Source organism: Streptomyces murinus (assembly GCF_002154555.1).
In the GTDB taxonomy this organism is placed as follows: Bacteria; Actinomycetota; Actinomycetes; order Streptomycetales; family Streptomycetaceae; genus Streptomyces; species Streptomyces murinus.
The window spans coordinates 1-21,542 of record NZ_MUNF01000238.1; the positions used below are offsets into that span (position 1 = coordinate 1).

Consider the following 21,542-nt stretch of genomic DNA (forward strand, 5'->3'; position numbering starts at 1 on the left):
GCCCTGCCTCGCTCGCCGGGCCGTCGCCTCACCGCGCCACGCTCAGCGACAGCGCGAACCGGTCCTGCGCATCGGTCCACCAATGGGTCAACCCCAGCCCGGCGGCGGCCAGTTCCCGACTCACCCCCTCCTCGCGGAACTTCGCCGACACCTCGGTGCGCAGTTCCTCGCCCGGCGCGAACTCGACCGCGAGGTCCAGCGCGGGCACCTTCACGGTCTGCGCGGTGCGCGAGCGCAGACGCATCTCGATCCACTCCCGGCGGGCGTCCCACAGCGCCACATGCTCGAAGGCGTCCGGGTCGAAGTCGGCGCCCAGTTCGCGGTTGACGACGTTCAGCACGTTCTTGTCGAACGCGGCCGTCACCCCGGCCGCGTCGTCGTACGCCCGCACCAGCACCTGCTCGTCCTTGACCAGGTCGGTGCCGAGCAGCAGGCCGTCGCCGGGTTCGAGCAGGGCGCGCACCGAGGCGAGGAACGCGGCGCGCTCGGCGGGCAGCAGATTACCGATGGTGCCGCCGAGGAACGCCACCAGCCGGGGGCCCGGCGTCGGGGGCAGGTCGAGCGGCGCGGTGAAGTCGGCGATCAGCGCGTGCACGTCCAGGTCAGATCGCTCCGCGATGAGCGCCCGCCCGGCTTGCGTGAGGGCGCTCTCGCTGACGTCGACCGGCACGTACGCGGCCAGTGAAGTGAGGGCGTCCAGCAGATAGCGGGTCTTCTCCGAGGAGCCCGAGCCCAGTTCGACCAGCGTCCTGGCCCCGCTCGCGGCGGCGATCTCACCGGACCGGGCGGCCAGGATCTCCCGCTCGGCACGGGTGGGGTAGTACTCGGGCAACTCGGTGATCCGGTCGAAGAGTTCGCTGCCCCGGGCGTCGTAGAACCACTTCGGCGGCAGCCACTTGGGATCGTCGGTCAGGCCGTGTTCGACATCGGCGCGCAGCGCGGCCTCCGTCGCGTCCTCGGGGAGGGTGCGGGTGACGTGCAGAGGGCTCACGTGCAGGGCTCCTTAGGTGGTACGGCGGCCGGTCGCGCCGCCGGGGCGAGCAGCACACCGGTGCTGTCCGCGGTGAGCACGGTGCGGTCGGGGACCTCCCGCCACAGCGGGTCGTCGTCGTAGGGCTCGGAGGCGACGACCGTGCCGTGACCGGGCTCCGTGCGGTACCAGAGGCTGTCGCCCCAGGCGGTGGCGGCGATGGTGGTGCCGTCCGTCAGCAGCAGGTTCAGCCGGGAGGCGGGGGCGGCCCGCGCGACCTCGCGCACCGTCTGGGCCAGGGCCCGCTCCGGGGCCGCCCCGGTGCGCAGCCGGTGCAGCACCAGGGCCCAGACGAACGCCGAGTCGGTGCGCGCGGGCAGCGACAGCAGATCGACCGGGGGCAGCGTGGGCACCAGCGGTGCCGCCGCGTCGGGCCAGCCCGCGACCGCCCCGTTGTGGCTGAACAGCCAGCGCCCCGCGGCGAACGGTGCCGCCGCGGCCTCCGCGTCCGCCCCCGCGAGAGTGGCGTCCCGTACGGCGGCGAGCACTGCGCCGGAGCGCACCACCCGGGCCAGATCGGTGAAGGACAGGTCCGCCCAGATCGGCCCGGCCCGCCGGTAACGGGCCGGCTCGGGATCACCCTCGGCGTACCAGCCCACGCCGAATCCATCGGCGTTGACCGTCCCGTACCGCTGCCGCCGCGGCGCCCACGACTGCCGGAACAGGCTGTACGGGGGCTCGGTCAGCAGCCGTCCCAGCGGCAACTCAGGTCCCACATAGGCGAGGTGACGGCACATCAGGCAGTCTCCGAACGGGCGGTGCGGAAGCCGGAGAAGATCTGCCGCCGGATCGGATAGTCCCAGTTGCGGAAGGTGCCCCGGCAGGCCACCGGGTCCACGGCGAACGAACCGCCGCGCAGCACCTTGTGCTCGGTGCCGAAGAACACCTCCGAGTACTCCTTGTACGGGAACGCCTGGAACCCCGGGTACGGCAGGAAGTCGCTCGCCGTCCACTCCCACACGTCGCCGATCAACTGCCGTACTCCGAGCGGGGATTCCCCCGCCGGATAGCTGCCGGCCGGGGCGGGTCCCAGGTGCCGCTGGCCGAGGTTGGCGTGCTCCGGGCCCGGGTCGGCGTCGCCCCAGGGGTAGCGCCGGGAGCGGCCGGTGGCCGGGTCGTGCCGGGCGGCCTTCTCCCACTCCGCCTCGGTGGGCAGCCGGCGCCCGGCCCAGCGGGCGTAGGCGTCGGCCTCGTACCAGCACACATGCAGCACCGGCTCATCGGGCGGCACCACCTCGGTGGTGCCGAAGCGGCGGCGCAGCCAGCGCTCTCCCTCCCGGCGCCAGAACAGCGGCGCGTCGATGGCGCCCCGCCGGATGTGCGCCCAGCCCTCCGGCGTCCACCAGCGCTCGGTGCCGTAGCCGCCGTCCTCGATGAACGCCTGGTACGCCGCGTTCGTCACCGGGGTGGTGTCGATCCAGAACGGCGCCACCTCCCGCGGATGCGCCGGGCGTTCGTTGTCCAGCGCCCAGGGCTCACCGGAGGTGCCCATGGTGAACGGGCCGCCGGGGACGAGGACTTCGGCTGGACCGGTGAACGGCGGGCCCGGCTCCGGGTCCGGCGCGGTCAGCACCGCGGGACCCTTGCGCAGCTGATGGGTGATCAGCATCGTCTCGTCGTGCTGCTGTTCGTGCTGCGCGATCATCCCGAAGGCGAACCCGGCCTCGGTCAGCCGGGTGCCCCGCAGATCGGCGGACTCCAGCAGGTCCATGACCCGTCCGCGCACCTCGGCCGCGTAGTGCCGGGCCTCCGCGGGCGGCAGCAGCGGCAGCGAGGGCCGTTCCGCGCGTGGATGCTCGAAGGCGTCGTACAGGCCGTCGATCTCGGGGCGCATCGCCTCCCGTCCGCCGACCGCCCGCAGCAGCCACAGTTCCTCCTGGTTGCCGATGTGCGCGAGGTCCCACACCAGCGGGGACATCAACGGCGAGTGCTGCGCGGTGAGATCGGGCTCGTCCACGCATGTGGTCAGCAAGGTGGTGCGGTCCCGGGCGGTGATGAGCGAGGCCAGTGCACGCTCGCGCAGCGCCTCGATGTCCGGCTCGGCGGTCGTGGCCTCGGCCTTGGCGGCGGTCATGAGGGAATGTCCTTCCTGCCCTGGGCGTCGGGGCCGCTCCCGGCCGGGGCGGCAGGGGTGCCGGGCAGCGCGTCCAGCAGATCGTCGGCCGGGCAGCGGCCCCGGGCGACATAGCGCTCCAGGTACCCCGCGACGGCGTCCGTCACCTCGGTGCCGGCACCGAGCCGGGGCAGCGCGTCGAGCGCCGCCGCGAAACAGGCGGCGGCCACCTCCCGCAGCTCCGGGTCGGCGAGCCCGAGCCGGGCCGCGTCGCTCCACAGCGGATTGTGCGGGGCCGGCAGGTTCAGGGCCCGCTCGGCCAGGGGCTTCACACAGCGGTAGGTGGTCTCGGCGGCCTGCGGATCGTCGAAGAGCGCCGCCGTCACCGCGAGCGGCACGATCCAGCCGTCCTCCCCCGGCTGCGCGTCGATCATCCGCAGCTCCAGATGGCCACGCGGTCTGACCGGCGGGAACAAGGTGGTCAGGTGGTAGTCGAGGTCCGCCCGGGTGGGCGGCCGGAACCCCTGCCCCCGGGTCCACTCCCGGAAGGTCAGCCCCTCGGGGACCTCCCAGGGCCCGCCGTCTTGGCGCACACACATCACCGGGGAGTCCAGCACATGCCGGGCCCACGCGGACCGCGGCTCCTCGTGCGGCGGGGGCGCGCCCGCCCGGGCCGCGCCGATCTCCGCCCACATCAGCTGCCGGGCGGACAGCCAGCCGGTGGGCAGCCGGTCGATCAGTGGGGAGTTGGCGAACGCGGCCACCAGGACCGCGCCCAGCTGATGCGCCAGCCACCAGCGCCGCCCGTGCCCCAGCGGGCCCGGCTCCTCGTGGCCCGCGTCCACGCAGACCTGCACGGAGGCGGAGGCGCGCATCATGTGCCGGCCGGCCGGTCCGGTGCGGTCCAGGCAGGTCTCCATCGCGTCGTAGCGCGGCTCGCGCAGGAACCGGTCCGGGACGCGGAAGGGATCGTGCCCGAGACCGACGAGGACGAGCCCCTGCTCGCCGAGGACGGCGCGGACGGCCGCGAGGTCGGCGGAGACGGTGCCGACGCACTCCATCAGGGAGGCGGCGGGCGGCGAGCTGAGCTCCAGCTGGCCGCCGGGTTCGACGGTGAGCGCCGAACCGAGGGGTACGGCACGCACGGCCGCGTAGGCCGCGCGCAGTCGTTCGGGTGTCACGGGACGCTGCGGCAGGTCCCGGTCATGGATGAGCCACTCCAGCTCCACACCGAGGGTGCGGGGCGGCCCGGTCTTGAAGCAGATGCCCTGGACCAGGGCGTCCACCTCGGCCTCGGTGACGGTCGCACGGTGCCCCGTACAGTCGCCACCCTCGTCCACCACATCGGACATGTCGGGATCCTCCTGAGATTCCACCATGTCTGCGGTCCGGCGTTCGGTCGGCCGGACCGGCACTCGTCCCAGCCAAGACCCTCGTACCGGATCGCACAAGAGCGCCCTTCCGGGCGTTCCGGAACGGTCATCTTCGTGACCGCGCGCGTTCGCGGCGGATTGTGGGGCCGGGAAACTCCGTTGCACCGCTCCACCAGCATCACCCAGGATGACCGTATGAGCACAACGGGGGAGACCGCGCGGGCCGCGGTCATGGCGTCCACGGGGGTGGCGCCATGAGCGCACGCCTGCGCGGGATCGCCGCGGAGACGGAACAGATCGTGGCCGCGGGCCGCTACCGGCTCCCGGACGGCCGGGAGGTGTCCCTCGCGGACGCGACGGCGGCCGCCCGGACCGGCACCCGGATGTACGGCCCCGGGCCGGTCCCGGTGCCGTCGGCACCCGGCCTGGACACGGTCGTCGAGGTGACCGGCGAGAGCAGCACCGAGGCGGCCCGGCGGCTGGCCGACGCCCCGGTCGCCGTCCTGAACTTCGCCTCGGCGAGAAATCCCGGCGGCGGCTATCTGAACGGCGCCCAGGCCCAGGAAGAGGCCCTGTGCCGCGCCTCCGCGCTGTACACGTGTCTGCTGGAGGCCCGGGAGTTCTACGACCATCACCGCGCCGACCGGGACCCGCTCTACTCCGACCGGGTGATCCACACCCCCGGCGTCCCCGTCTTCCGCGACGACCGCGGCCGGCTCCTCGCCGAGCCCTACCATGCGGGCTTCCTGACCGCCGCCGCCCCGAACGCGGGCGTCCTGCGGCGTACGGCTCCCGAACGCGCCGCCGCGATCCCGGCCGCCCTCGCGACCCGCGCCGAGCGGGTCCTGGAGACCGCCGCGGCCCATGGATACCGGCGGCTGGTACTGGGCGCCTGGGGCTGCGGCGTCTTCCAGAACGACCCGGAGCAGGTCGCGGGCGCCTTCCGGGAGCTGCTCGGTGCCGGGGGCCGGTTCGAGCGGACGTTCGAGCGGGTGGTGTTCGGCGTCCTGGACCGGACGCCCCGGGCGACGGTACGGCAGGCGTTCGTACGGGTGTTCGCGTCGGCCGGGGTCTAGCCGGTCGGGGGCTTACGAGCTCGTGCACGGTAGGCGGTGAGACGCCGTGGGACTCGGTGGGGCTCGGTGTTTCACATGGTTCGTCCCGGGGGCAGGTGAGCTGTCTGCTGGTGGGACAGCAGGGCGGCGACGGCTTGCACGGTGCCGCTGATGTGCTCGCGGCGGCCGAGGTGGCGGGCCGGTGCCCGCCAGTTCTTCAGATGCGCGATGCCGTGCTCGACGCGGATGCGTCGTGAGGAATGGGCCTCGCGTTGCCGCTCGTGCATCTCCTCGTACCAGTCCGGGGCGTTGTTCTTGAACTTGCGGTGCGGTGGTGTCACCACGCGCCCGCCGGCTACCCGATCGAGGCAAGCTCGGGTCGAAGATCCACGTTATGTGTGACCGCAACGGGCTGCCGCTCTCGATGGGCATCGCCGGCAGATAGTGCCGCGCATCGCCTGCCGCGGCGTCGAGACCTCCAGCCGCTTGGGCCGACAGCGCGGGGTGGTCGAGCGGACACATCAGCTCGTTCAGCATCCCCGAGGTGAGGGTGCCGGCGGCCTGGGCCGCGTTCATCGACTATGGCAGCTGCCCCGAGGTCTGATCACAGACGGACAGAACGACCTCCCTCCGGCTTTGCCCAGGCCGGGCGGGGGCGGGGCGGGGCACTGCCGGTGCTGTGACATGCCGCGGAGGTGGTTCCCCCTGCGGGTGGGCGACATGACGGAGGGTGGTGCGCGACACCATCGCGCGCCGTGACCCGCTGGCGGTGCGGGCCGCGGTCCAGACTGTGAGAGGCGGGCATATGTCCAGGACCACCACCGTTGCCGAGGCCGGCCCCGGCACGACATCCTTCCCGTCCGTGGAGGACATCGTCCGGGCGTGGCGCAAGTACTGTGCTGGATTCATCAGCGACGCGGTGGACAAAAAGGTGTACGAGCGGGAAGGCACGCTCACCACGGAGTACTACCTCCGCGACATCTCCTACTCCGACGTCACGTTCCTCCCCGGCGAGCCGTGGAAGGCTGCTGCCTTGTCGTACCGCAATGGCTCTGACGTCGAGCAGCGCGTCACCTATGAGACGTCCGAAGAGGTGTCAACGACGACCACGGCCACGGTCGAGCAGTCGGTGGAACGTGAGGCGAAAGTCGAGTTCACACTGAAGTTCCCGAGTGAGTCGGGGATCACCGCGGGGGTCTCCGTGAAAAGTGCTCGGACAGACGTGAACTCGACCGCAAAATCGGTGACCAACGTCCGAAGGATCTCCCTTCCTGTCAGGGTGCCGCCTCACCAGGTGATCTCGGCCCAGGTGTTCGCGACGAAGAAGACCCAGAAGGTCACCTGGACCGCGCGCCTGGCGGTCCTCGGGGAGTGGCAGTCGGAGATGATCAGCAAAGGAAATTCGAAGGTCGGTGTCCTGGCCGACCTCCCGGACCTCCTTGAGACCGCACGGCAGTACAGGGCGATCGACTTGCCCGGGTGGGAATTCCGGCGCATGAACGAGGCGCAGATGAGGGAGACCTTCGGGAATCCTGCCATCGACAGGCATTACCAGGGTGAGGACCCGCGCCGTGCCTACACCCTGGCCACGGGCATGGTGACGGGGACGATGACCTTCGAGGACTTCGTCGACATCACCGTCGAAGTCCGTCAGCTCGGGACCGCTTACGCCGGGGAGGCCGGCGCCGGTGTCGAGACCGAACGCGATGTACCCGACTCCGTAGCCCGTGACAGCGTGGTGATCGGGTCCTTCGCGGTGGCGGAGCCCGGCGAGGTCGTCGCGCGTCAGGAGGACATGCTCGGGAAGCCTGTCACCGTTTACGAGGCCCGCTGGGCAGGGGTCTGAGGGAGGCCGGGGCGGTTCCGTCCCGGTGTCGGAGCGTGTGGGCGCCTGCCCCGGTGACCCGGCGCCCCCGCCGACCGGCGTCGGCCGTCAGGTCCAGCCGTACCGCTCGTGCAGCCGCTGCCGGACCAGGTTGAACCGCATCCGGTCCAGGGCGCAGGCCTCGCGGCGCATGCCGTCCTCGTAGAGGCGCAGCACCCGGTCCACGTCCACCCAGGAGTCCCGGCCCGAGCGGTCCCAGGGGCCGCTGCCGATGGCCACCCACTCCCGGTCGCCGTCGTGCCGCTTGCTGGAGAGCTGCACCGCCAGGAAGGTACCCGCCGCCTCGCGGGCGACGACCAGCACCGGGCGGTCCTTTCCCCGGCCGTCGTTCTCCTCGAACGGCACCCAGGTCCACACGATCTCGCCGGGGTCCGGGTCGCCGTCGTGGGCCGGGGAGTACTCGGTGCGCACCCGGCCGACCGCGCGCGGGTCGGCCTCGGTGGTGGCGTGCGGGCCGTGGCGGCCGGGGACGTTCTCATCGGTGTCGGTAAACGTGCTCACGGGGGCACCCTAATGGCACGTGCCGCAGGGGCAACGGGCGCCTGCCGTATCCCGGTTGGGCCCTGTCCGGATCGGTCCGGATATGGGTCAGGACGGTCCGTCGGCGGGCCGGGCGGTGATGCCCATACCGGGGTGGCGGTTGTGCACGGTGAGATAGGCCAGGCCCCGCTCCCCGGCGCTGATGCTGCGGGTGGAACCGCGCGGCAGCCACACCAGGGCACCCTCGGCGACCGGCCGGGGCGCGTCCGCGGGACCCGCGCCGTGCACCCCGTCCCCGGCGACGACCAGCAGCAGCACATCCAGTCGCCCCTCCGCGTGCGCCGCGATCCGCCCGCCCGGCGCGATCCGCACCACGTTGGCATCCAACTGGCGCCCGCTCCCGGCGAGTTTCCACAGCACACCGGACGGCACCGGCGGCGCCTCGGCCAGTGCCCGGGCGTCGCACAAGAGCTTCGGAAGCGGTTCCGCCCGCTCAGCCTCTGACGTCATCTGTACCCCTCGCTCGTCATGTGCACCCCTCACCGTCCTCGGTCTCCGGAACCCAGCGTACAATTTCCACACGTGGAATTCGTAAAAAATACGCGCAGGTGAGAGGGTGGAACATGGCGGAGAGTCCGCGTCGGCGGGCCGTACTGGACGTGCTGCGCGCCGCACCCGCGCCGCTCGGGGTGACGGAGACGGCCGAGCGGCTCGGCGTGCACCCCAACACCGTCCGCTTCCATCTGGACGCCCTGGTGGCCGAGGGCCTGGTCGAGCGCCGGGCCGAGGCGTCCACCGGCCCCGGCCGCCCGCGCACCGTCCACACCGTCCGCCCCGGCATGGACCGCGGCGGTGTCCGCGGGTATCTGCTGCTGGCGCGGATGCTGCTCAGCCGCTGGACGTCCGCCGATCCGGCCGAGGCGCGCGAGCAGGCCAGGGAGACGGGCCGTGAATGGGGCCGCTTCCTCGTCGACCCGCCGCCGCCGTTCGAACGGCCGACGGCCCAGCGGTCGGTCACCCGGCTGCTCGCGCTCCTCGCCGACCTGGGCTTTGAACCGGAGCCCGCGGCGGGGGCCGCACCGGGGGTCGAGGTGGAGCCCGCACCGGGGGCGGCGGACGAGAACACCCCGGAGCGGATCCGCCTGCGCCACTGCCCCTTCCTCGAACTGGCCGAGGAGCACGGCGAGTTGATCTGCCCCCTCCATCTCGGCCTGATCCAGGGTGCCCTGGACCGGCTCGACGCGCCGCTGACGGCGACCCGTCTGGAGCCGTTCGCCGAACCCGACTCCTGCTACGCCCACTTGAGCGCGGTGGGCTCCGCACCGCGGGACACAAGAGAGGGCACACACCGATGAACGCCACGTCCGCGGCCGTCGCCACCGCCATCACCTTCGTCTGGCTCGGAATGGTGCTGGCGATCTCCTTCCTGGAGGCTCCGCTGAAGTTCCGCGCCCCGGGCGTGACCGTCCCCGTCGGGCTCGGCATCGGCCGACTGGTGTTCCGGGCGCTGAACACGGTCGAGGCAGTGTTCGCGGTCGTGGTGATCGTCGCCGTCGTGGTGGGCGCCGCCCCCGCCTGGGTCATCGGGCCGACGGCGGCCGCCGCCGTCCTCCTGCTGGCCCAACTGGCGGCCGTCCGCCCCTACTTGAACCGCCGCTCGGACCGCGTCCTCGCGGGCGAGAACCTGCCCCGCTCCCGCAGCCACCTGTGGTACGTGGCGCTGGAACTCCTCAAGGTCGCCGCCCTGCTCGCCCTGGGCATCGGCCTGCTCACGGTCTGACCCCTCATCCGGCCGGTTCCGGCGGCCACCGCTCGTGCCAGCGCAACTCCGCCTCCAACTGGGCCGCGAGCGACACCAGCAGCGGTTCGCTCCCCGCGGGCCCGAGCAACTGCGCCCCCACCGGCAGCCCGTCCCCGGCGAACCCGGCGGGCACATTGACCCCGGGCCAGCCCAGCACATTCCACGGCCACGCGTACGGACACGCGCCGATCATCGCCCGGTCCGTGGCCGCCCCGCCGAGCCCGTACAGCGCACCGATCCGCGGCGGGGGCGCCGCCGTGGTCGGGGCGAGGATCACGTCGTACGACCGGAAGAAGGCACCGATCCGCCGTTGCAGCGCCACCTCCGCGCGCCGGGCTGCCCGCAGCGGGGCCCCGCCGAGCAGCCTGCCCAGCCGGGCCGCGCCCCGGGTGCGGGGGTCGAGCAGCGCGGGGTCGGGGGCCTCGGCGACCAGTTCAGCGATCCCGGCGGTGGCGCGGGGCACGAAGGCCAGCCCGATCTGTCCGTACGGCGGATCGTCCTCCGTCACCTCGTGCCCCAACGCGGCCAGCTGCCCGGCGAGTTCGGTGACCCGGGCGCGGATCTGCGGATGCAGCCGGGCCGGTACGGCGGTGAACGGCGGCTTCAGGGACAGCGCGACGCGCAGCCGGCCGGGATCGCGGCCGACCGCGTCCGTGACCGTCAGCGCGGGCGGCCGGTGCACATCCCGGGCGTGGCTGCCGCTCGCCGCGTCCAGCAGCAGGGCCGCGTCGGCGACCGTACGGGCCAGCGTGCCGTTGACCGTGATCCCCTGGAAGGGGTCGGGACGCGGCCAGGTGGAGATGCGACCGCGCTGCGGCTTGATGCCGATCAGCCGGGTCCAGGCGGCCGGTATGCGCACCGAACCGGCGCCGTCGGAGCCGAGCGCGGCCGGGACGAGACCCGCCGCCACCGCCGCCGCCGAGCCGCCCGAGGAGCCGCCGGGGGTGTGCCCGGGGTGCCAGGGGTTGCGGGTGTCGCCGAAGGCCCGCCCCTCCGTGAAGGGCCACTGCCCCAGCTCACAGGTGTTCGTCTTGCCGACGATCACCGCGCCGGCCGCGCGCAGCCGCCGTACCGCCTCCCCGTCCTCGGCAACCGGCGGGAAGTCGCCCGCGCAGCCGAACGCCGTGGGCTCGCCCGCCACGTCCGTGTCGTCCTTCACCGCGACCGGCACCCCGAGCAGCGGGCGCCGCCCGCCCGCCGCCAACTCCCGGTCGGCGGCGTCCGCTTCGGCGAGCGCGGCCTCGGCGCACACGATGCGGAAGGCGTTCAGCACCGGCCGACCGGCCTCGATCCGGGCCAGGGTTCGCTCCACCAGGGTCCGGGAGGTCACCTCCCCGGCGGCGAGCGCACGGGCGGACTCGGCGAGACCGGGGGAGCGGTCGGGCGTCATGGGCGAGTACCTCCGGGAGGCTCCGGACACGGGTCTACCGAACGGTAACGTCAACAAGCCGGGCTGGGGAGGGGGTTGCCCGCCGGGCCGGCCTCGTGCTCACTGCGCGAACAGCCGCCGCAGCCAGTGCAGCCGGGCGGCGCGCGCCGTGCGGGACAGGGCCGCCTTCGGGGCGAGGGTGTCGAAGCCGTGGAACGCGCCCGGCCAGACGTGCAGTTCGGCCCGGCCGCCGGCCGCCCAGAGGCGGGACGCGTAGGTGACCGTCTCGTCCCGGAAGGTCTCCGCCGAGCCGACGTCCAGGTAGGCCGGTGGCAGCCCGGACAGATCGGTGGCGCGGGCCGGGGCCGCGTACGGGGAGACGTCCGGGCCGCCTCTGCTCGTGCCCAACAGGGCGGTCCAGGCGGTCTCGTTGGCGGTGCGGTCCCACAGTCCGCGGCCGGTCATCTGCCGGCTGGAGACGGTGTCGTTGCGGTCGTCCAGCATCGGGCTCATCAGCAACTGGCCCAGCAGGGAAGGCCCTTGCCGGTCCCGGGCGAGCAGGGCGGCGGCCGCCGCGAGCCCGCCGCCCGCGCTGGCCCCCGCGACGACGATCCGCCGCGGGGCGCCGCCGATCTCCGCCGTGTGCTCCGCGGTCCAGACGAGGCCCGCGTAGACGTCCTCGACCGGGGCCGGGTGCGGATGTTCGGGGGCGAGCCGGTAGTCGACCGACACCACCACCGCGCCCAGCTCCCGTGCCCAGTCCAGCGGGACCTCCACCCCGGCCCGGTCGGTGCCGGCCATCATGCCGCCGCCGTGCACGTGGTAGAGCACCGGCAGCGGGGCCGTCGTACCCCTCGGGCGGCAGACCAGCAGCGGGATCCCGGGGGCGCCGGGCGGACCCGGCACCGCGTACTCGCTCACCTCGAAGACGCCGCCCGAAGTGAGGTCCGGTGCTGCCAGGCAGGTGCCGCGCCGGGCTGCGTCGAGGTCCGCCAGCCGGAACCCGGGCGCGGCCGCGTCCCCGAGCGACTCCAGGCACGCGGCCAGCTCCGGGTCGAACGGGGGCGGGACCAGGGGCACGGCTTCCTCCTCGGGCGGCTGACACGATCATGGCCGTACGGCCATCGTCCGCATACCCCTGACCGCCCCCGGAAGTCGAGCCCGACACGAAGTCGTACGTGGCGAACAGGTGAGACCCAGGGCCAGGAGTGGGGAGCCGCCCGGGGTGGGCCCCTACGGCAAGGGGGTGATGACGGCCTCCAGGTAGGCGTGCCGGATGCGTACCCCTGGGCCGTCCGGGAAGGTGTGGTCGCCGAAGGCGCGGAGAAGTCCCGCGCGCAGCGCGGTCGCCGTGCCGGAGACGTCGGCGAGGTCCGGTGCCGCAGGGCCGAAGCTGTGGAGGAACGTCTCGCTCCAGGCTTCGCAGGAGGTGCTTCGCAGATCGAGGTGGCGGGCGGCGGTGGTCACGCGCGCGGCGGGGAAGAGCGCGCGCAGCTTCTCCGTCGTGCCCCAGGCATCGACCGCCCGCGTCAGGTCGGGGCTCCCCGGGAGGTGGTGGTGAAGGGCGGCGAACACCTCGTCGATGACACCGCCGGGGGACCAGTTGGCGAGGGCGATACGGCCGCCGGGACGGCACACCCGGGCCAGCTCGCGCGCGGTGGCGCCCGTGTCCGGCGCGAACATGGCCCCGTAGGTGGACAGGACGGCGTCGAAGGACCGGTCGGGGAAGGGGAGGCGCTGCGCGTCGCCCGCATACACCTCGATGGGGAGGTGCTCGACGGCGGAGCGGTGGCGCGCCACGGTCAGCATCCCCGGGTCGAGGTCGACGGCGGTGACCGCGCAGCCGCGTCGCGCCGCCGCCAGCGCCGCGTTCCCGGTGGCGCAGGCGACGTCGAGGACCCGCTCGCCGGCACGCAGGTCGGCCGTGGCGCACAGCGCCTCGCTGATGGGTTGCAGACGGGCGGCGAGGGTCTGGTACCGCTCGGCGGCCCAGTCGGTGGTGTCCGGTGCGGGGGGAGGGGATGTCATGAGAACTCCCACGGAGCGGTGACGTGGACGCCGTTCTCGTACACCAGACGGCCCGCGAGGGCGGGGTCGGTGAGGACGTCGTGGATCGAGCGGACCCGGGCGCACGGGGCGCCCGAGGCGTTGAGGTGTTTCTCCCAGTTCGCCGCTGACTCCCCGGCGAGGGCGTGGACGAACGCCCGCCGGTCGGCGCCCGGTGGCAGACCGAGGGCGGACCGGGCCCCAGGGGTGTCGCCCAGGGCGAGATGCCCCTCCCCGGTGGGCAGCGGGTGGAAGAGGGGCCCGGCCGGTGGGCGCTTCGCCCCGTTCAGCAGCAGCCGGGCGGCGGAGAGCAGCGAGGTCTCCACGGCGGTGGAGACACCGGTCGTCTCACGGCGCAGCAGGGCGGCCAGGACGGCCTCGGCACACGTCAGGCCGCCCAGCGTGTCCAGCAGGGTCGCCACGCCGGCGGCCGGTGGCTCGTCGTCGGGGCGCTGGGCATGGGCGAGTCCGGAGTGGGCCTGCGCGGACCAGTCGCTGGCGACCGGGGGCAGGAGCGGACCCCGGAAGGGGGCCCAGCCTGAGGCATGGGCGCAGATCAGGCGCGGGTGGGTGCGCCAGAGGGCTTCCGGTTCCAGGCCCAGGCGCTCGGCCCGGCCGGCGGGCCAGTTGTGCAGGAACACATCGGCCGTGCCGAGCAGTTCGCGCAGCGCGTCGCGCCCTGCGGGTGTGATGACGTTCAGGCGGACGGGGTGCTTGCCCCGGTGCAGCGCGCGGAAGCCCGCGAAGCACCCGTCGACCACCGGCTCGATGCCCCGGGCGGGGTCGCCGTCGGGCAGCTCGACCAGCACGACGTGTGCTCCGAGCATGGCCAGCACCCGGCCCGCGTAGGGGCCTTGGAGGAACCGGGTGCATTCCACCACGGTCAGTCCGGCCAGCGGCAGATCGTGGGGGAGGGACGTACGGGCCGGTTCCCCTACGGGTACGGCGGGTACGGGGCCGGTCCGGCTCGTCCAGGGGCGCGCGCAGGGCCGGTACCGGGCCGGTGGCTGCAACTCGACCACGGCCACCTCGCACGCGCGTGCGGCTTCCTGGAGTTCGGCGAGCGAGTGGGCCGCGACCGCCCGGTGCAGCGCTCGGGGCAGCGTGCACCGGGCCGTCCACTGGCGGGCCGCGTGCTCGCGCCACGCCCGGCCGATCGCGACGCCGTCCACGCCCAGCCGCTGCCACAGCGCTCCCCAGCGCTGGGCGCGGAAGGTCTCGATCTCCACCCAGCGCCCGTCGCGGGTGAGGAAGGGTGGCGGCAGCCCCGCGTCGGCGTGCGGCGAGAAGGCTGTGCGGTCCGTGCCGTCGGCGCGCTCCGGTGGCTCCGTGCGGATCGCGCGGGGTGTGTAGGTCTCGGGGGCGGCCTCGGCGATCGCGAGGTAGTGCCCCAGCGTGAGCAGCAGCGCCGCGGTCGGGTCCACGCGGACGCGCCCCGGGTTCAGACCCCGGGCGCGGGCGAGCAGCCCTGCGAGCGCCCCCTGACCGGTCACCACGGCGCGTACGACGGCGGTGTGGTCCAGACCGAGCCTGCGGGGGCCCGCGCCCTCGCGCAGCCCGTACAGGTGCATCAGCCCGCACGCGGCCTGGGCGGTCTCCTCGCGGGTCGCCCCCAGCACGCTGTCGCTGATCGCCCCGTCGTCGTGGGGGGCTTCGGTGGGCTCGACGGTGAGCGGCCCCGGACCGCCGGGGGCGGTCGCGAGCCGCCAGCCGCCCGCCGGCGTCGGGCGGGGGTTGAAGCCGAGTTCGAGGAGGTGGTGTTCGGCTTTCGGGCCGAGACCGGACACCCGCATGGTCGTGTCGCCTTTCCGCGCAGGGGGTCGGGTGGTTCCGTGGATCGGGCGGGCGCGTCGGCGGGGCCGGGGAGTCGGCTCGCGCGCGCCCCTTACCGGCTCACGCGCGCGCCTCCCACCGGCTCACGCGCGCCTCTCACCGGTGGGCGCGGGCGCCGAACTACCGCTCGGGGCAGACCGGTTCGATCTCGTCGGCGCCGTGGGCCCGGCAGACCCCCAGAGGAGCGCAGGCCACGACGTACCAGGGAGCCGGGTAGGGGTCCTCGTGGGCCAGGCAGACGACCACATGCGTCACCGTGCCGGAGTGCGGCTCGCCGAGGAGGGCCACGGTCGTGCCCGGGGGCAGTGCGAGTCGCGCGGCCCGGGCGGAGGCCACCGGGCAGCGCACCGGTCCCTCGGCCCGTGCCAGGGCGCGGCGCACCGGTGGGCCGTAGCGGTCGAGTCCGGTCCGCCGCATCAGGACCAGGGCGCGGGCGAGTACGGCGGTCTCCGGAGGCGGGAGGTCGTCCCCGCCGCGCGTCCACCGGGCGAACAACGTCCGCTCGACGCGCTCCTTGCTCCAGCCGTCCGCCCGGCTGTCCTCCTGCTCCGTCATGAGGACGGACGCTCGTCCTGCCACGCGGACGGCCGGCGGGAGATCCGGAAGGGCGGGCGCGGAGCGGGAGCGGTCCGCCGTCTGCCGAGCGCTCCGGGGGACGCGGTCCCGTGCCTCCGGTGAGGGGGAGGGGACCGACGGGGCAAGGGCCGCCCCGTCACGTCGGCGGCTCGTGCGCCGCCCGTCCCGCGGCCGCTGTCCGAGTGAGGCGTCCGGGGCCACCGCGCCGCGTGGCCACCGACAACACTCGCTGTCCGAACTCACCTGTTTCGACCTCCCGGGGGCAGGACCCCACGGGTCCTCGTCGGGGATGCGCCGTCGCCCGAGGCGGCAGGTCGTGCCGGGGAGGGGGCGGAAGAAGCGCGGGGTCCGACCAGTGCACCAGCGAGGGGCCACGCCGGAAAGGAGGTGGAGCCGTGAACGGTGTTGAAAGAGGCCCGATGTTGCACGCCCGTCAGAACGGCGCGGCGGGGCGTGCTTCCCATCCGTGCCGAGGCCCCCCGGGGCCTGGCCCCCTTAGGGGGCGGAAAAGACCCGTAGAGGCCGGAGGCCGCTCGGCTCCGGCCCCTACGGGCGGTTCGGGTGGGGCTCAGGCGGCCGTGATCTCCGCCGCGGTGCCGTGCAGCCGCGCCACGACCTCGGTCAGCTGGGCGGCGACCTCGGCGTCGTCGACCGGGTGGGTCTCGGCGAAGCGGGTCATGGAGCCGGGGATCGAGAGCTTGATGTCCTCGATCACCTTGCCGCCGGCGATGCCGACCGACTTGCGGGTGTCGTCCTGCGCCCACACGCCGCCGTACTGGCCGAAGGCGGTGCCGATCACGGCGACGGGCTTGCCACCGAAGGCGCCGGCGCCGAAGGGGCGGGACAGCCAGTCGATGGCGTTCTTCAGGACGGCCGGCATGGTGCCGTTGTACTCGGGCGAGAACAGCAGGAACGCGTCGGCGCCCTGAGCGGCCTCACGCAGCGCCGCGGCGGCGGCCGGGACACCGCCCTCGACGTCGATGTCCTCGTTGTAGAAGGGCACGTCGGCCAGGCCCTCGAAGAGCACGACCTCGGCGCCCTCGGGGGCGAGCTTGGCGGCCGCCTCGGCCAGCTGACGGTTGTGCGAACCGGCACGCAGGCTGCCGACGAGCGCGAGGATACGAACAGACATGGGAAATCTCCAGGGGCTGAAACATCGCCGTTACGATCCGGACCAAGGTCCGTTTAAATTTCTACCACTCTAACCGGACCGGGGTCCAGTTCTGTTCCCGGTGCTTTACGCTGTCTTCATGTCCAGCGCGCCGCAGCCCTTCCCGACGCCGCAGGAGCCCTCCGACGCGCCACCCCTGCTGGAGCTCGGCACGGCTCCCGAGGAGCCCTGTCTGCGCGCCGACGCGGCCCGCAACCGGGCCCGGTTGCTGGAGGCCGCCGCCCGGCTGATCGCGGAGCAGGGCGTGGCCGGCGTCACCATGGAGGCCGTCGCCTCGGCGGCCAAGGTCGGCAAGGGCACGGTCTTCCGGCGCTTCGGCGACCGCACCGGACTGCTGATGGCCCTGCTCGACCACTCGGGCAGACAGCTCCAGGCCGACTTCCTCGGCGGACCCCCGCCGCTCGGCCCCGGCGCGCCGCCCCTGGAGCGACTGCGGGCGTTCGGCATCGCGGTGCTCTACCGCTCCGCCGAGCAGCTGGAGCTGCAACTCGCCGCCCAGCCCGAGGCGTGCCGCCGCTTCTCCCACCCCGCGACGCAGGCGCTGCGCACCCACGTCACCATGCTGCTGCGCCAGATCGTGCCGGACGCGGACTGCGAGCTGCTGGCCCAGACCCTGCTGGCCTCCCTGGACCCGGCGCTCATCCACCATCTGACCCGGCAGCGCCACATGCCCATGGCCCGCCTCGAGTCGGCCTGGGTGGACCTGGTCGCGCGGGTGACGCGCACCTGGCCACCCGTCTGACCCCGCCCGGCAAGGGGCCGAACGGCCCTGCCGTACACGGGAGTTGGTCAAAAAGCGAACCACATTCCCCCGCCCGCCACCCCCATGGACGGCTCTGCCAAGATGCGGCTGTCATGGTGCAGATACCGAACACTCCCACGAGTGCCGATGTGGCCCGCCTGGCCGGCGTCTCGCGTGCGACCGTGTCCTACGTCCTCAACAAGACCGACGCCGTGCGGATCAGCGACGCCACGCGGCAGCGCGTCCACGAGGCCGCGCGGGAACTGGGGTACGTCCCCCACGCGGCCGCCCGCAGCCTGCGCGCGGGACACAGCCGTACGGTCCTCATGCCCGCCCCGGCGATCCCCGTCGGACCCCTCTACAGCGCGTTCCTCAACGAGGTCCAGGGCGCTCTGAACCGACTCGACTACACCGTCGTCCAGTACGGCTCCGTCGGCCTCCACGGCGACGACGCCGCCCGCGCCTGGGCCGAGTTACGGCCCGTGGCCGTCCTGGTGCCCGGCACCGGGATCGGCCCGCGGGGCGTCGCCGTCCTCAAACGCTCCGGCGCCCGCGCGGTCGTCACCCTCGGTCCCGAACGGGTCGAAGGCGCGCACGCCCTGCTGATGGACCATGACGCCGTGGGCCGGTGCGCGGCCGCCCACCTGTACGAACGCGGCAGACGGCGGATCGGCGTCGTCGTGCCCGAAGAGCCCGGCCTGGAGGTCTATTCGAGGCCCCGGCTCGCCGGCGCCCGGCAGGCGCTGCGCGGCACCGGCGCGCGCGTCATCGGGGTGCCGCTCGCCTACACGGAGCGGGCCGCCACCGAACTCGTCGCCGACTGGCCCGAGTTGGACGCGGTGTTCGCCTACAACGACGAGTACGCCATGCTGCTGATGCGTGCCCTCCAGGACACCGGGCGGCGCATCCCCGAGGACGTGGCCGTGATCGGCGCCGACGACCTGATGCTCGGCCGGCTGCTGCGGCCCCGGCTGAGCACCGTCCGCATCGAACTGCCCTCGGGCCGTGCCCTCGCCGCCCTCGTCGACCGCGCGGTGCGCGACCCGGGCGGCGAACCGGAGGTGCACCGAGTCCTCGGCTCCTCGGTCGTACGACGCGAGTCCACCTGAACCCGGACCGCCACCCCGTCCGGACGGCTACTGCGCCTGGCCCTCCTGGGCGGCGATGCTCTTGCGGACCTCGTCCATGTCCAGCTCGCGGGCCTGCCCGATGACGTCCGTGAGGGCCGCCTCGGGCAGCGCGCCCGGCTGCGCGAACACGGCCACCCGGTCCCGCACGATCATCAGCGTCGGGATCGACTGGATGCCGAAGGCCTGCGCCAGCTCCGGCTGCGCCTCGGTGTCCACCTTGCCGAAGACCAGGTCCGGGTTGTCCTCGGCGGCCTTCTCGTACACCGGCGCGAACTGCCGGCACGGACCGCACCAGGACGCCCAGAAATCGATCAGCACGAAGTCGTTGTCCGTGACCGTCCGGTCGAAGTTGTCCTTGGTCAGTTCCACGGTGCTGCTCATGGCCTGGTTCCCTCTTCCTGGTCCGGGGTGTGCCGACGGCGGAAACACGGCCGGTGGGCCGCCTATTCCGGGCGGTGTCCACGCGGGTGCGGGCACCGCGCACGCGCACCCGGATGGCCTCTCGCGCACCGGGCGCCCGTGTGCGCGCTCGTACCCATGTGGCCACCACGCACACCACCCACCAGACTGACCCCATGACGGAAACGACGGAATCGGAAACCATCGCGTACGACGTCGTGGTGCTCGGGGCCGGGCCCGTGGGGGAGAACGTCGCCGACCGCACCCGCGCGGCCGGCCTCACCACCGCGATCGTGGAGAGCGAACTGGTCGGCGGCGAGTGCTCCTACTGGGCGTGCATGCCCAGCAAGGCGCTGCTCAGGCCGGTCATCGCCCAGGCCGACGCCCGCCGGCTGCCCGGCCTCGCCGCGGCGGCCCGGGCGCCCCTCGACACCCCGGCCGTGCTGGAGCGCCGCGACAACTTCACCTCCCACTGGCAGGACGACGGGCAGGTCGACTGGGTGGAGGGCATCGGCGCCGACCTCTACCGGGGCCACGGCCGCCTCGCGGGACCGCGCACGGTCACCGTCACCGTGTCCGACGGGAGCGTCACCACCCTCACCGCCCGGCACGCCGTCGTGGTCTGCACCGGCACCCGTGCCCAGCTGCCCGACCTGCCCGGACTCGCCGAGGTGCGGCCGTGGACCAGCCGGGAGGCCACCAGCGCGGACTCGGCCCCCGGGCGGCTGCTCGTGGTCGGCGGCGGTGTCGTGGCCACCGAGATGGCCGCCGCCTGGGGGGCGCTCGGTTCCCGGGTGACCCTGCTGGTGCGCGGCAAGGGCCTGCTCAGCCGGATGGAGCCGTTTGCCGGGGAACTGGTCGCCGAGGCGCTCACCGAGGCCGGGGTGGACGTGCGCACGGGGGTGTCCGTCGCGTCCGTCACCCGGGAGGACGGTACCGTCGTCGCCCTCACCCGTACGGGTGAAAGGTTCGAGGCCGACGAGATCCTCTTCGCCACCGGCCGCATTCCGGGGACCGATGACATCGGCCTCGACACGGTCGGTCTGGAGCCCGGCTCCTGGCTGGAGGTCGACGACACCCTGCGGGTCATCGGCACCGACTGGCTGTACGCCGCCGGTGACGTCAACCACCGCGCGCTCCTCACCCATCAGGGCAAGTACCAGGCCCGTATCGCCGGTGCCGTCATCGGTGCCCGCGCGGCCGGGACCCCGCTGCTGGACGGTCCCTGGGGCCCGCACGCGGCCACCGCCGACCACGAGGCCGTACCGCAGGTCGTGTTCACCGACCCCGAGGCCGCCGCGGTCGGGCTCTCCCTCGCCGAGGCGGAGGAGGCAGGACACCGGGTCCGCGCGGTCGACGTGGAGTTCTCCTCCGTCGCCGGGGCGGCCTTGTACGGCGACGGCTACAAGGGCCGCGCCCGCATGGTCGTGGACCTGGAGGACGAGATCCTGCGGGGCGTCACCTTCGTCGGCCCCGGCGTCGGCGAACTCATCCACTCCGCCACGATCGCCGTAGCGGGCCACGTCCCGATCAGCCGCCTGTGGCATGTGGTCCCCTCCTACCCGACCCTGAGCGAGGTCTGGCTGCGCCTGCTGGAGGCGTACCGGGACAACTGAGGGCACCCTTAAGGGAGTTGCCGGGGCGCTGACGCGCGGGTGGGTTACGGCAGTTCGAAGCCGAGGGCCGTCGCGGCCGTGGCCGGGGTCGGCTGGGACCACAGGGCGGCGACGGCCTCGTTGGTGGACAGGGAGCGCGGCTCGGCGCGGTCGAGGTAGAGCATGCCGTCGAGGTGGTCCGTCTCGTGCTGCACGATACGGGCCGGCCAGCCGGTGAACACCTCGTCCACCGGGCGCCCCTGCTCGTCCTCCGCGCGCAGCCGCACCTCGGCGTGCCGGGCCACCACCGCCTGCCAGCCGGGCACGCTGAGGCAGCCCTCGAAGAACGCGGCGCGCGCCGTGCCGACGGGCTCGTACACGGGGTTGACCAGCACCCGGAAGGGCTGCGGGCGCCGGCCCCTGATCGCGGCGATCTCCTCCGGCACCGGCGCCGGGTCCTCCAGGACCGCGATCCGCAGCTCCACGCCGACCTGGGGCGCGGCGAGGCCCACGCCGGGCGCCGCGTGCATGGTCAGGCGCAGCGCCTCGACGAAGCGGGCCAGCAGGGCGGGGCCGAGCTGGCCGTCGTACGGCTCGGTGGGGCGGCGCAGCACCGGCCGGCCGGCGGCGACGATGGGCAGGGGGCCGCCGGCGGCGAGGAGTTCCTCGACCCGTTCGGCGAGCGGCGCGTGATCACGGTCGGGTGCCATCGCGCCAGGATGCCACGGTGGCCCACCCGGGCACGAGGCGCCCGGCCCGGTGCCGCGGCGGCCCCGCCCCGGTGCCCGCGGGAATCCGCCTCAGCGTTACCGGACGCTGCCTCGGCCTTGCCGGAGGCTGCCTCGGCCCTGCGGGAGGTCGCCCCGGTCCTGCGGAATGTCGCCTCAGACCTGCGGGACGTCGCCCCGGTCCTGCGGGAGGTCGCCTCAGACCTGCGGAAGGTCGCCCCGGTCCTGCGGAATGTCGCCTCAGACCTGCGGGACGTCGCCTCAGACCTGCGGAAG

At 73.8% G+C, this 21,542-nt stretch carries 22 protein-coding genes and 1 pseudogene; 8 read left to right on the forward strand and 15 right to left on the reverse strand.

The features are described from left to right. Window positions 1–28 precede the first annotated feature (28 nt). From egtD to egtA, 4 genes are read right to left on the reverse strand one after another with little or no spacing between them, the layout of a single operon-like run. The gene (gene egtD, locus CCN72_RS15955) at window positions 29–991 is read right to left on the reverse strand and encodes an L-histidine N(alpha)-methyltransferase (RefSeq protein ID WP_086808092.1); all 963 of its coding nucleotides are present in this window, start codon (window positions 989–991) and stop codon (window positions 29–31) included. Beyond that, entirely contained in the window at window positions 988–1,767 is a 780-nt protein-coding gene (gene egtC / locus CCN72_RS15960) for an ergothioneine biosynthesis protein EgtC (protein ID WP_086808093.1), read from the reverse strand. Before egtC ends, egtD begins: the two co-directional genes overlap by 4 nt. After that, window positions 1,767–3,104, reverse strand: coding sequence for an ergothioneine biosynthesis protein EgtB (gene egtB, locus CCN72_RS15965; protein WP_086808094.1), 1,338 nt, complete (start codon window positions 3,102–3,104; stop codon window positions 1,767–1,769). The genes egtC and egtB overlap by 1 nt, the downstream gene beginning before the upstream one ends. Next, window positions 3,101–4,435 (reverse strand): ergothioneine biosynthesis glutamate--cysteine ligase EgtA, encoded by a 1,335-nt coding sequence (gene egtA / locus CCN72_RS15970; protein WP_086808095.1) that lies wholly within the window; start codon window positions 4,433–4,435, stop codon window positions 3,101–3,103. The genes egtB and egtA overlap by 4 nt, the downstream gene beginning before the upstream one ends. A 275-nt stretch (window positions 4,436–4,710) precedes the next feature. Here egtA and CCN72_RS15975 point away from each other — a divergent pair, with 275 nt between their 5' ends. Continuing rightward, window positions 4,711–5,532: a TIGR02452 family protein gene (locus tag CCN72_RS15975; protein ID WP_086808096.1), complete on the forward strand. Its 822-nt coding sequence runs from the start codon at window positions 4,711–4,713 to the stop codon at window positions 5,530–5,532. A gap of 71 nt (window positions 5,533–5,603) precedes the next feature. On the opposite strand, the gene CCN72_RS15980 is transcribed toward CCN72_RS15975, so the two are convergent. Continuing rightward, window positions 5,604–5,855 carry a transposase gene (locus tag CCN72_RS15980; protein ID WP_086808097.1) on the reverse strand — a complete coding sequence of 84 codons (252 nt, stop codon included), beginning with the start codon at window positions 5,853–5,855 and terminating at the stop codon, window positions 5,604–5,606. Window positions 5,856–5,946: 91 nt separating this feature from the next. Here CCN72_RS15980 and CCN72_RS38050 point away from each other — a divergent pair. Further along, window positions 5,947–6,033: pseudogene (locus CCN72_RS38050) on the forward strand (IS5/IS1182 family transposase); the annotation flags it as partial. A gap of 211 nt (window positions 6,034–6,244) precedes the next feature. Then, window positions 6,245–7,357, forward strand: coding sequence for an ETX/MTX2 family pore-forming toxin (locus tag CCN72_RS15985; RefSeq protein ID WP_086808098.1), 1,113 nt, complete (start codon window positions 6,245–6,247; stop codon window positions 7,355–7,357). 87 nt (window positions 7,358–7,444) lie between these two features. Here CCN72_RS15985 and CCN72_RS15990 read toward each other — a convergent pair whose 3' ends face one another. Both CCN72_RS15990 and CCN72_RS15995 read right to left on the reverse strand, forming a co-directional pair. Further along, on the reverse strand, window positions 7,445–7,897 hold the full coding sequence (locus CCN72_RS15990) for a type II toxin-antitoxin system PemK/MazF family toxin (protein ID WP_086808099.1): 453 nt from the start codon (window positions 7,895–7,897) through the stop codon (window positions 7,445–7,447). An 87-nt stretch (window positions 7,898–7,984) separates the two neighbouring features. Further along, window positions 7,985–8,386, reverse strand: a complete 402-nt coding sequence (locus tag CCN72_RS15995; protein WP_086808100.1) for a hypothetical protein — start codon at window positions 8,384–8,386, stop codon at window positions 7,985–7,987. 113 nt (window positions 8,387–8,499) lie between these two features. On the opposite strand from CCN72_RS15995, the gene CCN72_RS16000 reads away from it, so the two are divergent. Both CCN72_RS16000 and CCN72_RS16005 read left to right on the forward strand, forming a co-directional pair. Next, window positions 8,500–9,231, forward strand: a complete 732-nt coding sequence (locus tag CCN72_RS16000; RefSeq protein ID WP_086808101.1) for a helix-turn-helix transcriptional regulator — start codon at window positions 8,500–8,502, stop codon at window positions 9,229–9,231. Beyond that, entirely contained in the window at window positions 9,228–9,656 is a 429-nt protein-coding gene (locus tag CCN72_RS16005; protein WP_086808102.1) for a hypothetical protein, read from the forward strand. The genes CCN72_RS16000 and CCN72_RS16005 overlap by 4 nt, the downstream gene beginning before the upstream one ends. Window positions 9,657–9,660: 4 nt before the next feature. On the opposite strand, the gene CCN72_RS16010 is transcribed toward CCN72_RS16005, so the two are convergent. The 6 genes from CCN72_RS16010 to CCN72_RS16035 form a co-directional block, all read right to left on the reverse strand. Beyond that, window positions 9,661–11,067: an amidase gene (locus CCN72_RS16010; protein ID WP_086808103.1), complete on the reverse strand. Its 1,407-nt coding sequence runs from the start codon at window positions 11,065–11,067 to the stop codon at window positions 9,661–9,663. Between the two features lie 99 nt (window positions 11,068–11,166). Next, window positions 11,167–12,126, reverse strand: coding sequence for an alpha/beta hydrolase (locus tag CCN72_RS16015; RefSeq protein ID WP_086808104.1), 960 nt, complete (start codon window positions 12,124–12,126; stop codon window positions 11,167–11,169). A gap of 153 nt (window positions 12,127–12,279) precedes the next feature. Then, complete coding sequence (locus CCN72_RS16020) at window positions 12,280–13,074, reverse strand: class I SAM-dependent methyltransferase (RefSeq protein ID WP_086808105.1); 795 nt, start codon at window positions 13,072–13,074, stop codon at window positions 12,280–12,282. Continuing rightward, a complete protein-coding gene (locus CCN72_RS16025) occupies window positions 13,071–14,885 on the reverse strand; it encodes a CoA transferase (protein ID WP_086808106.1) in 1,815 nt (604 codons plus the stop codon). Before CCN72_RS16025 ends, CCN72_RS16020 begins: the two co-directional genes overlap by 4 nt. A 160-nt stretch (window positions 14,886–15,045) precedes the next feature. Next, window positions 15,046–15,480: a hypothetical protein gene (locus tag CCN72_RS16030; RefSeq protein ID WP_086808107.1), complete on the reverse strand. Its 435-nt coding sequence runs from the start codon at window positions 15,478–15,480 to the stop codon at window positions 15,046–15,048. 589 nt (window positions 15,481–16,069) lie between these two features. Further along, window positions 16,070–16,633: an NAD(P)H-dependent oxidoreductase gene (locus tag CCN72_RS16035; protein WP_085567907.1), complete on the reverse strand. Its 564-nt coding sequence runs from the start codon at window positions 16,631–16,633 to the stop codon at window positions 16,070–16,072. A 100-nt stretch (window positions 16,634–16,733) separates the two neighbouring features. Here CCN72_RS16035 and CCN72_RS16040 point away from each other — a divergent pair, with 100 nt between their 5' ends. After that, entirely contained in the window at window positions 16,734–17,414 is a 681-nt protein-coding gene (locus CCN72_RS16040; RefSeq protein WP_208638016.1) for a TetR/AcrR family transcriptional regulator, read from the forward strand. A gap of 113 nt (window positions 17,415–17,527) precedes the next feature. After that, the gene (locus CCN72_RS16045) at window positions 17,528–18,523 is read left to right on the forward strand and encodes a LacI family DNA-binding transcriptional regulator (protein ID WP_086808108.1); all 996 of its coding nucleotides are present in this window, start codon (window positions 17,528–17,530) and stop codon (window positions 18,521–18,523) included. 27 nt (window positions 18,524–18,550) lie between these two features. On the opposite strand, the gene trxA is transcribed toward CCN72_RS16045, so the two are convergent. Continuing rightward, window positions 18,551–18,925, reverse strand: coding sequence for a thioredoxin (trxA, locus tag CCN72_RS16050; RefSeq protein ID WP_085567909.1), 375 nt, complete (start codon window positions 18,923–18,925; stop codon window positions 18,551–18,553). 194 nt (window positions 18,926–19,119) lie between these two features. Between trxA and CCN72_RS16055 the strand changes: the two genes are divergently transcribed. Beyond that, window positions 19,120–20,559 carry a dihydrolipoyl dehydrogenase family protein gene (locus CCN72_RS16055; protein WP_086808109.1) on the forward strand — a complete coding sequence of 480 codons (1,440 nt, stop codon included), beginning with the start codon at window positions 19,120–19,122 and terminating at the stop codon, window positions 20,557–20,559. 44 nt (window positions 20,560–20,603) lie between these two features. Here CCN72_RS16055 and CCN72_RS16060 read toward each other — a convergent pair whose 3' ends face one another. After that, the gene (locus tag CCN72_RS16060) at window positions 20,604–21,248 is read right to left on the reverse strand and encodes a peptide deformylase (RefSeq protein ID WP_086808110.1); all 645 of its coding nucleotides are present in this window, start codon (window positions 21,246–21,248) and stop codon (window positions 20,604–20,606) included. Window positions 21,249–21,542 lie beyond the last annotated feature (294 nt).